The sequence below is a fragment of the Agromyces laixinhei genome (assembly GCF_006337065.1).
GTDB lineage: Bacteria > Actinomycetota > Actinomycetes > Actinomycetales > Microbacteriaceae > Agromyces > Agromyces laixinhei.
The window spans coordinates 2,596,360-2,607,151 of sequence record NZ_CP040872.1 but is presented as its reverse complement, the minus strand read 5'-3'; the positions used below and the strand labels follow the sequence as shown (position 1 = coordinate 2,607,151).

Here is a 10,792-nt window from a genome sequence, read left to right as displayed (position 1 = left end):
CGAGATGACCATGACCCCCGAGGAGGCGGCGCGGTTCGCCGCGACGCTCGATCGACTCGTCGGCGCGGTCGAAGAAGTGCTACTCGGCAAGAACCGGGTCATCCGGCTCGCATTCACCGCGTTCCTCAGCGAGGGTCACCTGCTGCTCGACGATGTGCCGGGCACGGGCAAGACCTCGCTCGCGCGGGCGATGGCCCAGTCGATCGACGGCACGAGCAATCGTGTGCAGTTCACTCCCGACCTTCTGCCCGGCGACATTACGGGGGTCACCGTCTACGATCAGCGCACCGGGGTGTTCGAGTTCCATCCCGGCCCGGTGTTCTCGATCATCGTGCTGGCCGACGAGATCAACCGAGCGAGCCCGAAGACGCAGTCGGCGCTTCTCGAGGTCATGGAGGAGGGCCAGGTCACGGTCGACGGGCAGACGCATCCGGTGGGGCATCCGTTCATGGTCATCGCGACGCAGAACCCCGTCGAGCAGGCAGGGACGTACCGGCTGCCCGAGGCGCAGCTCGACCGGTTCCTGATGCGCAGTTCCATCGGCTACCCCGACCACGCTTCGACGATCCGCATCCTCGAGGGCGCCGATCAGCGAGCGCACGAGCACCGCGTGACCCCTCAGCTCGCCGCCGAGGAGGTCGTCGAGATGGCCGCAGCGGCACGCACCGTCTATGTCGACCCCACGATCCACGACTATGTCTCGCGCCTCGTCGACTCCACCCGTACGGCTCGCGAGGTGCGGCTCGGCGTCAGCGTGCGCGGGGCGCTCGCGCTCATCCGAGCGGCCAAGACGCACGCGGCAGGGCGCGGTCGCCATTACGTCGTGCCCGATGACGTGAAGGCACTCGCCGAGCCCGTGCTCGCTCATCGGCTGATCCTCGACCCCGAGGCGGAGTTCGACGGCGTGACGGCCTCGAACATGATCGCCCAGGTGTTGATCGAGACGCCGCCGCCCTCGACCAGGCAGGCGGTGTGACGCTCACCGAGACCCGCACGACCATCCCCGAGGAGGCCAGGAAGGCCGGCCTGCTCGCGGTGATCATCGGGCGAGCCGTCGTGGCGGCAGGTCGCGCCGGAACGGCCATCGTCCAGGGCGCGAGGTACGTGCAGGGCGTCGTGACGCCGCTCGGCTGGGCGGTGGTCATCGCCGCGGCATTCGTGCTCGTCGCCGGGTACACCTGGGGTCTGCTCGAGCTCATCGCGCTCGGGTGGGGACTCGCGGTGCTTGTGGCCGCGGCATCCGTCTGGCTCATCGGGCGCGGTGCCGGCACCATCCAGCTCCTGCTGCCGTTGCCGCGGGTGGTCGTGGGCGAGCCGGCCCGCGCGAGGCTGATCGCCGCGAACCCGGGTCGCCGCAGATTCGGTGCGGTCCAGCTCGAACTGCCCGTGGGCCGGCGCATCATCGAACGCGTGCTGCCCGGGTTGCCGCGCGGTGCGGTGTTCGATGAGCAGTTCGACATTCCGACCGAGCGCCGCGGCGTGGTGCCGGTCGGTCCGGCTCGCACGGTCCACGCCGATCCCATCGGGCTCATGCGACGTGAGTACGTGTGGTCGGAGACCGCCGAACTGCACGTGCATCCCCGAACCGTGGCGATCAACGCGCTCAGCACGGGCTTCATCCGCGATCTCGAGGGCACGCCGACGCGCGACCTGACGGTGAGCGACATCGCCTTCCACGCCCTGCGCGAGTATGTACCCGGCGACGATCGTCGCTTCATCCACTGGCGGAGCTCAGCCAAGACCGGCGTCTTCATGGTGCGCCAGTTCGAGGAGACCCGGCGCAGCCGTCTCATGGTGCTCCTCGACCTCGATCCCGCCGCCTATGTCGACGAGGCGGAATTCGAGCTCGCCGTCGGCGCGGCGGCATCGGTCGGTGCGCGCGCGATCCGCGACGCCCGGACGGTGTCGTTCGTGGTCTCCGGGCGTCGGCAGGCGACGGGGGGTGGTCGCTCAGCGATGCGCGAGCTCCCGACGGTCTCGCGCGATCGGCTCCTCGACGCGCTGTGCGTCGTCGAGACCGAGACAGATGCCGTGATGCTGCCCGACGTCGCCCGGGCGGCCGCCGAGACGATCTCGGGTGTCTCGCTCGCATTCATCGTGACGGGCTCCGCTCGCGGTGTCGCCCCGGTGCGAGCTGCGGCGGCGCGGCTGCCGCCCGCGGTCGAGGCGATCGCCGTGCAGTGCTCGCCGGAGGGCGAGGCGAGCGCGCGAACGATCGCCGGCCTGACCGTCTTCGGCATCGGCTATCTCGAAGACCTGCGCGCCCTGCTCGCGCGATCGGCGTCGGTCTCGTGAATCACCGCATGCCGGCGGGCGCACGTCGATTCGGACCGACCCTCGTCACGGTCGCGCTCGTCGCCGCGATGCTCGCCGCGGCGATGGTGCCGTGGTGGCCGATCTACGAGAGCACGGCGTTCCTCATCGCCGCAGCGGTCGCGATCGTTGCCGGTGTCGTGATCGGCGTGCTCGGGGCGCGGTTCCGCTTGCCCACGTGGGTCGTCGTGCTCTCGGTCTTCGGCGTCTTCCTGGTGCTGGGAGTGCCGGCCGCGGTGCCCGGTCGCGCGATCGCCGGCGTCGTGCCGACTCCCGCCGGCTTCGTCGAACTGCTTGCGGGCGCCGCGCTCTCCTGGAAACAGCTCGTCACGATCTCCGTCCCGGTCGGGTCGTACCAGGCACTGCTCGTGCCGCCGTTCCTGCTGGGGTTGATCGCGGCAACGGCCACGACCACGATCGCGCTGCGCAGCCGTTGGCCGGCGGCGGCGGCCCTGCCGCCGGCCGTGCTCCTCGTCACGGGCATCGCACTCGGCGTCGTTCATTCGGCATTCGCCGTCGAGGCGGGCATCGCCTTCCTCATCACGACGGTGGCGTGGCTCGTCAGGGTCGCGATCGCCGATCGTCGTGCGATCACGAGCGGCCGCAAGGTCGAGGCCGCTCTCTCCGACGCGCGCCGCGTGGCCGGGGCGTCGGTGCTCGTCGCCATTGCGGTCGTGGGTGCGACCGCGGCATCCGTCGCCCTGCCCGTGCCGCCGCGGAACGTCGTGCGAGCAGAGCTGCAGCCGCCGTTCGAGCCGAGGGAGCACGACAGCCCCCTCGCGGGGTTTCGGGCTGCATTCCGCGACGGCGTCGCGGACCGGCCGATGCTCGACGTTCGCGGGCTGCCCGAGGGGGCCGGCGTGCGAATGGCGAGCCTCGACTCGTACGACGGCATCGTCTACACGGTGGGCGGGGGCGACGGCGATTCCGCATCGGGGCGGTTCACGCGGGTGCCGTACCGGCTCGACCAGTCGGGGTTGGGCGATGCCACCGATCGGCTCTCGATCGAAGTCGAGATCAGCGGGTACGCCGAGGTATGGGTGCCCGGCATCGGCCGTCTCGAGCGCATGACGTTCGGCGGGCCGCGCGCCGAGACGCTCACCGAGTCGTTCTTCTACAACGAGGTCACGAGCACGGGTGCGGTGCAGACGCCACTGCAGCCCGGTGATCGCTACACGGCGACCTCTGTGGTGCCGGTCGATCCGTCTGCACTCGGTCCGCTCGACCCCGGCACGAGCGTGCTGCCGGCGGCGCCGGAGTTGCCGAAGGAGCTCGCGCTCCTGCTCGAAGAGTGGGCTCCGGCGTCCGATGAGCCGGGGGATCGTCTGCGGGCCGTCATCGAGGGATTCCAAGCGAACGGGTACGTCAGCCACGGTGCGGACGACGAGGTGGCGAGCCGATCCGGGCACTCGCTCGGCCGTCTCGCAGAACTCGGGAACGAACGACCCATGGTCGGCGATGGCGAGCAGTACGCGGTGGCGGCGGCGCTCATGGCGCGGCGCATCGGGTTTCCGGCGAGGGTCGCCGTCGGGTACCTGCCCGGCAGGGCGGCGGCCGCCGCGGCGGCAGATGAGGCCGCGGCCGTGGCGGCAGGGTCGGCAGGGCCGTCGGGGTCGTCGGGCGAGACGGATGCCCCGAGCGAGTCGGTGCCCGACGGCGTCACGCGGTTCGTGAGCGGTGACAAGCAGGCCTGGATCGAGGTGCAGCGCGCCGACGGCGTGTGGATCCCAGTCGACCCGAACCCCATGCCGCGGCCGATACCCGAGCGCGAGCCCGACCAGCCGACGATCGTGTCGCGGCCGCAGTCGGCGCTGCCACCGCCGGCGGAACGCACGCCGGTCGACGAACTCGCGAACGATCCCGAGACCCCGCCCGACGAATCCGACGGCCGGGATGCCTGGATGCAGACGCTGCTCGGCGTGCTCGGGGTCACCGGACTCGTGCTCGGGGTGCTCGCGGTGCTCCTGAGTCCGTTCCTCGCGGTCGTGGTCGCGAAGCTGCGGCGTCGGCGTCTGCGGCGTACAGCACCGACCGCCGTCGAACGCATCGAGGGCGGGTGGCAGGAGTTCGCCGATTCGGCTGCCGACTTCGGCTATCCGATCAAGCCCACCGCGACGCGAGCCGAGCAGGCGGCCACTGTGGGCGGGCTCGCGCCGCTCGTGCTGGCCTCGGTCGTCGACCGCTCGGTGTTCGCGCCCGACGGCCCGACCGACGGTGATGATCTCCGGGTGTGGGAGTCGGTCGATGAACTGCAGCGCCGGCTCGGGGAACCCCGATCGTTGCGCGAGCGACTCAGGGCCCGGGTCTCGCTGGCCTCCCTCGGCGGGTACGCTGTGAGCCGGAGAGGAGCGCCGTCGTGAGGTGCCGGATCTGCGGGGCCGAGCTCCCCGACGGAGCGATGTTCTGCGGCGAATGCGGCAGTTCGACGAGCGCGACTCCCGAGTCGCGCCGCCGCCTCGACCCTCGCCCCGGCGACACGACGGTGCTCGAGCGTTCAGTGCGGCGCAGCAGCGGCGTGATCTCGATCCCGGTCGAGGGTTTCCGCGCCCCCACGGCGATAGAGCGGGCGGATGCCTCGGGCGACGAGTCGCTCGTGACGGGCGGGCCGCTGGTGAGGGGCGGGCCGGTGCGGTTCGCATTGGCATTCAGCACCGGCGAGACCCGCACGGTCTTCGGCACCGGACTGATCGGTCGTCGTCCGCTGCCGCAGCCGGGCGAGGTGTTCGATCATCTCGTGCAGATCGCCGATCGCTCCCTGTCGGTGTCGAAGACGCACCTCGAGTTCGGCGAGCACGATGGCACGTTCTGGATCGCCGACCGGTTCTCGGGCAATGGCACGATCGTGCGTCGTCCCGACGACGGGGCGATGCGGTGCGAGCCCGGCCGCCGCTACCTCGTGCCGAGGGGGAGCCGGGTCGAGCTCGCCGAGCAGTTCTTCGTGGTTTCCTGACGTTCCTTGCGAGGAGGGGCAACTCGCCTCGGGCCGACGTTTCGCACGGACCCCTCCTCCACAGCCCCATACCGTCCGACGAGCCCACCGAACCGTGCCGGCCTCGGCGCCGGCTCTGCCGCTCGTGATCTGATCGCACCGTGGACCGTTTCGATACCGCACCCGCGTCGCTCGACATCCCGCTCGCGCTGCCCCCCGCTCCCGCGGATCCCGCACGCGCGGGATTTCCGCTCATCGCCTCGCTCGCCCCGGTGGCCGGCGCGATCGGACTGTGGGCGATCACTGGGTCGCTGTTCTCGCTGATGTTCGCGGCGCTCGGCCCGCTCGTGGCGATCGCCTCGATGGTGGATGCGCGGCGCTCCGCGCGTCGGCAGCGCCGACGCGGGGCCGATGACCGACGACGGAGGCTCATCGAGCTCTCGGCTGAGATTCGGGAGCGGCACGATCTCGAACGGAGAGCCGCGTGGCATCGATCGCCGTCGTCGCGCCGTGTGCTCGAGCAAGCGGAGCATTCGGCGTGGCGAGACGACCCGCCGCCCCCGATCGTGCTCGGTCGCGGTGCAGTGGCGAGCTCGCTCAGGGTCGACGGTGCGCCGATCGATTCCACCGACCGTGAGCTGCTGCTCGGGGCCGGGCGACTCGACGACGCGCCGGTGCTCGCAGCGGCAGGCTCCGGAATCGGGTTCGCCGGCGAACTGCAGCTCGCGCGCGCCGCTGCGCGCGCCTGCGTGGTGCAGTTCGCCCACCACGCGCATCCTCGCGGCTTCACCGTCGCCGGCCCCGTGCAGCGCGATGGCGATCCCTGGGCATGGCTGCACCACCTGCCGCACGCGGGAGGGCGGGGCCGTGCCGGACTGGTGGTGATCGATCGGCCGGCGGGGTCACCGCAGACCGATGAGCCGGACTCCGCCGTGGTCGCGATCGCGAGGATCCCTTCGGAACTGCCGCCGGGTCTCGGTGCGATCGTCATGCTCGAAGGGCCCGACCGTGCGATCCTGCGACGTCAGGGCACAGCCGCAGATGCACCGATGGTCCCCGTGCTCGTCGGTGCCGCTGAATCGGAGAGCTGGGCCCGCTCGGCCGCGGCCGCGGCCGAACGAGCCGGATTCGGCAACCGCTCACGCGCGCTTCCGTCGCGAGTGCGGCTCGACGAGCTTCGCAGCTCGGGCGGCGACGGCGCCGATCGGTCCACGCTCGCCGCCGTCGTCGGCATCGCGGCCGACGACGCGCTCGAACTCGACCTCGCACGGAGCGGACCGCACGCGCTCGTCGCCGGCACGACCGGCAGCGGGAAGAGCGAATTCCTGCTCGCCTGGATCGTCGCGCTCGCGGGGGCCCACCCGCCGTCGCGCGTCTCGTTCCTGCTCGTCGATTTCAAGGGAGGGGCGGCGTTCGAGCCGGTCCGCCGGCTTCCGCATGTCACGGGCATCGTCACCGACCTCGACGAATCGGAGGCGGAGCGCGCCGTGCTCAGCCTGCGCGCCGAGCTGACGCACCGCGAGACGGTGCTCGCCGCAGCGGGTGCTCGAGACATCGCCGCTCTCGACCACCGGGTCGAGTTGCCACGTCTCGTGATCGTCATCGACGAGTTCCAGGCGATGATCGAGCGCTTTCCCGAACTGGGCGCGGTCGTCGGCGACATCGCCGCACGGGGACGCTCGCTCGGCGTTCACCTCGTGCTCGCATCGCAGCGGCCCAACGGCGTCGTTCGCGAACAGGTCACCGCCAACTGCGCGATCCGCGTGTCGCTGCGTGTGCTGCAGCGCTCCGACAGCGAGGCGGTGGTCGGCACGCCGGAGGCCTCGGAGATTCTTTCGAGCGCTCCCGGCCGTGGGGTGATCGATCGCGGTGACGGCATTCCGGTGCTGTTCCAGAGCGCGATCGCCGTCCGCGAACTGATCGATGAGGTCGCGGCGGCATCCGGCTCCCGGCGAGCGCGACGCACCTGGCTCGATCCGTTGCCGACCCGCATCGCCCCCGATGCGGTCGCCGAACTCGTCACCGCCGCAGAACCGGAAGCGGCGGGGCAGCGGGCGGGAACGGTGAACGACCGCCCCGCCATCGGTGACGATGCGCTCTCGTTCGACGGGCTCTCGTTCGGCGTGGTCGACGAGCCCGAGCGGCAGCGCCGCAGTGCCGCACGGTGGTCGCCGCTGCGCGACGGCGCCCTCCTCGTTCTCGGCGCTCCCGGCAGCGGGCGGAGCACGGCGCTGACTGCGGTCGAGAACGCGGTCGAGAACGCCACCGAATCCGCCGCAGAGAGCCTGGCCGGGGGTGACGACGTTCCGTCGACGACGCTGCGTCTCGACGGACCGCGGAGCGCGGTCTGGGACGCGCTTGCCGGCGCACAGGCCGCTGTCCGCGGGGGAGCGGTCGTTCCGACGCTCGTGGTGATCGACGACCTCGACATGCGCTTCCGCGCCTGGCCGGAGGAGTACCGGCATGCGGCCTCGGCCATGGTGGAGTCGCTGATCCGCGAGGGGCGCGCACGGGGGCTGGCGGTCGCCGCGTCAGCGGTGCAGCCGACGGCGCTCGGGGCGGGGCTCCGCGATGCGTTCGGCTCGCGTCTCCTGCTTCGGCACGCGACGCGAACCGATCTCGTGCAGGCGGGCGGCCGGGGTGAGCTCTGGCGCGGGACGGCGCCTTCAGGGTCGGGCCAGTGGCACGGGCACCGGCTGCAGGTCGTCGATGCGGCCCGACGCTCGTTCGGCGCCGCGCCCCCGGTGCTGCCACTCGAGCTGCGCCCCGACACGCCGTACACCGTCGTGACGACGGCACCTCGCGCGGCCGCGGCGACGATCGCCGCCGCAGGGCGAGCGCCGATTCTGCTCACCGCCGGCGGCGAGGTCGCCGTGCGGGCCGCTCTCGCCGCCTCGAGCCCGGATGCGCCGCCACCGGTGATCGTCGGCGACGGCGACGCGTGGGCGTCGAGTTGGTCGCTGAGCGCGACGCTCAGGGAGGATGCGGTAAAGGTCGTGCACGGCAGCCTGATCGAGTTCCGCTCCCTCGGGCGAACCCGAGAACTGCCTCCGCTCCTCGACGACACTTCGCAATGCTGGGTCATCCACCCGGTGACGGGCGTGCAGCGCGCGATCTGGCCCGTGGCACCCGGCGGTTGACGACAGTCGGCCGAGAGCTCGGGTACAGGGCCGGGTCAGATGGTGGCGCGGATCGAGCCGACGCGCTGCTCGCCGCCGATGACCCAGAGGTCGAGCTCGGTCTGCACGGCATCGATGGCCCGGTCGTCGATCGCGCCCGACTGGGCGAGCAGCCGGAGCGCGATGATCGTCGAGGCGCGAGAGGAACCGTCGAGCACCTTGAGCGCCACGGTGGTGCCGTCGGGTGCCGTCATGACCATGACGCCCTCGGCGCCGATCTTGGCGAAGACGCCGAGGCGCTCGACGGCGACCGTGTCGGGCTGGCCGGGGCCGCCCACGGCCCAGGCGTGCTCGCGCACGGCCTCGGTGAGCGCCGCCGCTTCGCGATACAGGGCGAAGGGTGAGCCGGCCGCGGCGGTCGTGATCTTCTGGATGCCGCGAGCGAGCCCGCCGAGGCTGATCGCGTGCACGGGGGCGCCGCAGCCGTCGACCGCCGTCGCCGCCGGGCGCTCTCCGGTGAAGCGTTCGATGACGTCGAGCACACGCTTCTGCAGCGGATGGCCGAACTCGAGGTAGCCCTCGAGCGGCCAGTCGCCTGCGACGCAGGCGAGGAGCATCGCCGCGTGCTTGCCGGAGCAGTTCATGTAGACCCGCTCACGCGGGCCCCCGGAGCGGGTGAGCTGTTCGCGCGCCACCTGGTCGCTGGGGGCCGCCGGCGGGCAGCCGAGCGCCGACTCGGGCAGCGACTGCCGTTCGAGCAGGCGCCGCACGAGTGCGACATGCGCCGCGGTGCCCGAATGGCTCGCCGTTGCGATCGCCGCGTCTTCGCCGCGGAGCGTGACGCCCGAGGTCATGACGGCGACGGCCTGGAACGGCTTCAGGCAGGACCGGGGGAAGATCGGGGTGACGACGTCGCCGAGGGCGCGCAGCACCTCGCCCTCGGGGGAGAGCACGACGGCGGAACCCGCGTGCCGGGACTCGGTGAAACCACTACGCTCGACCACGGCGAGTTCGACGCTGTCAGTGACTGAGAATGTGCCGGTCACCTGTGCTATCCGATGGAGGCGAGGGCGTCGTCGAGCACGCGGAGACCGTCTTCGATGAGTGCGTCGCTCACCGCCAGGCTCGGCAGGAAGCGCAGCACGTTGCCGAAGGTGCCGGCGCTGAGGAAGAGCACGCCGTGCTGGCCGGCGAACGCGACGATCGCGGCGACCGCTTCGGCATTCGGGATCTTCGTGGTGCGAGCGGTGCCGGGTTGCACGAGCTCGATGGCGATCATGGCTCCCATGCCGCGGATCTCACCGATGATGTCGTAGCGCTCCGCGAGCTTCGTGAGGCCCGCGCGGAGGGCGGCCTCGATGCGCTGCGCGTGGGCGAGCAGGTCGTTCTGCTCGATCGATTCGAAGACGGCGATGGCCGCGGCGCATGCGACGGGGTTGCCGCCGAAGGTGCCCCCGAGTCCGCCGGGCTGCGCGGAGTCCATGATCTCGGCACGACCGGTGACCGCGGCGAGGGGAAGGCCGCCCGCAATGCCCTTCGCCGAGAGCACGAGGTCGGGCTCCCAGCCGAAGTGCTCGCTCGCGTAGTAGCGGCCGGTGCGGGCCATGCCCGACTGGATCTCGTCGGCGATCATGACGACGCCGTGCTCGGTGCACCACGCCTGCAGGGTCGGGAGGAACCCGTCGGCGGGCACCATGAAGCCGCCCTCGCCCTGGATCGGCTCGACGACGAGGCAGGCGAGGTCGCTCGCCCCGACGACCTTCTCGAGGTAGGCGACCGTGCGGGCGGCAGCATCTTCGCCCGACAGGCCGTCGCGGTATGGGTACGAACTCGGCGCGTGGTAGACGTCGCCGGCGAGCGGACCGAACCCGGTCGCGTACGGCATCGCCTTGTAGTTCATCGCCATCGTGAGGTTCGTGCGGCCGTGATAGGCGTGGTCGAGCACGGCGACGGCACGGCGACCGGTGTGCTTGCGGGCGATCTTCACGGCGTTCTCGACCGCCTCGGCTCCGGAGTTGACGAGCACGCTCTTCTTCTGCCAGTTGCCCGGCGTGCGCTCGGCGAGGAGTTCGGCGACACGCACGTACTCCTCGTACGGGGTGATCGTGAAGAGCGTGTGGATGACGTCTTGCAGCTGCTCGGCCGCCGCGGCGACGACGCTCTGCTCGGTGTGCCCGACCGTGGTCACGCCGATGCCGGCACCGAAGTCGACGAAGCGGTTGCCGTCGACGTCGACCAGGATCGCGCCGTTCGCCCGCTCGATGTAGACGGGCAGCGCCGAGGAGACGCCGGATGAGACGACCTTCGATCGTCGGGCCTGCAGCTCGAGCGACTTCGGACCGGGGATGGCGGTCACGATCTTGCGCTCCTGCGGCACGGAATAGACCGGGGCGGCGGCTGTCTGGGCGTCGATGCGGGAATCAGTCATGGT

Annotated in this window: 7 protein-coding genes; 5 read left to right on the top strand and 2 right to left on the bottom strand. The window is 71.5% G+C overall.

The window, feature by feature from the left end; genetic code table 11:
• The first annotated feature begins 4 nt into the window (after positions 1-4).
• From FHG54_RS12355 to FHG54_RS12335, 5 genes are all read left to right on the top strand, one after another.
• On the top strand, positions 5-976 hold the full coding sequence (locus FHG54_RS12355; RefSeq protein ID WP_139417539.1) for an AAA family ATPase: 972 nt from the start codon (positions 5-7) through the stop codon (positions 974-976).
• Complete coding sequence (locus tag FHG54_RS12350; protein WP_139417538.1) at positions 973-2,295, top strand: DUF58 domain-containing protein; 1,323 nt, start codon at positions 973-975, stop codon at positions 2,293-2,295. Before FHG54_RS12355 ends, FHG54_RS12350 begins: the two co-directional genes overlap by 4 nt.
• A gap of 8 nt (positions 2,296-2,303) precedes the next feature.
• Positions 2,304-4,673, top strand: coding sequence for a transglutaminaseTgpA domain-containing protein (locus FHG54_RS12345; RefSeq protein WP_139417537.1), 2,370 nt, complete (start codon positions 2,304-2,306; stop codon positions 4,671-4,673).
• Positions 4,670-5,263: a zinc-ribbon domain-containing protein gene (locus FHG54_RS12340; protein ID WP_168197171.1), complete on the top strand. Its 594-nt coding sequence runs from the start codon at positions 4,670-4,672 to the stop codon at positions 5,261-5,263. The genes FHG54_RS12345 and FHG54_RS12340 overlap by 4 nt, the downstream gene beginning before the upstream one ends.
• Before the next feature lie 140 nt (positions 5,264-5,403).
• Complete coding sequence (locus tag FHG54_RS12335) at positions 5,404-8,382, top strand: FtsK/SpoIIIE domain-containing protein (RefSeq protein ID WP_139417535.1); 2,979 nt, start codon at positions 5,404-5,406, stop codon at positions 8,380-8,382.
• Positions 8,383-8,417: 35 nt separating this feature from the next.
• Here FHG54_RS12335 and FHG54_RS12330 read toward each other — a convergent pair whose 3' ends face one another.
• The gene (locus FHG54_RS12330; protein ID WP_139417534.1) at positions 8,418-9,407 is read right to left on the bottom strand and encodes an asparaginase; all 990 of its coding nucleotides are present in this window, start codon (positions 9,405-9,407) and stop codon (positions 8,418-8,420) included.
• A gap of 5 nt (positions 9,408-9,412) precedes the next feature.
• On the bottom strand, positions 9,413-10,789 hold the full coding sequence (gene gabT / locus FHG54_RS12325) for a 4-aminobutyrate--2-oxoglutarate transaminase (protein ID WP_139417533.1): 1,377 nt from the start codon (positions 10,787-10,789) through the stop codon (positions 9,413-9,415).
• Positions 10,790-10,792: the final 3 nt, after the last annotated feature.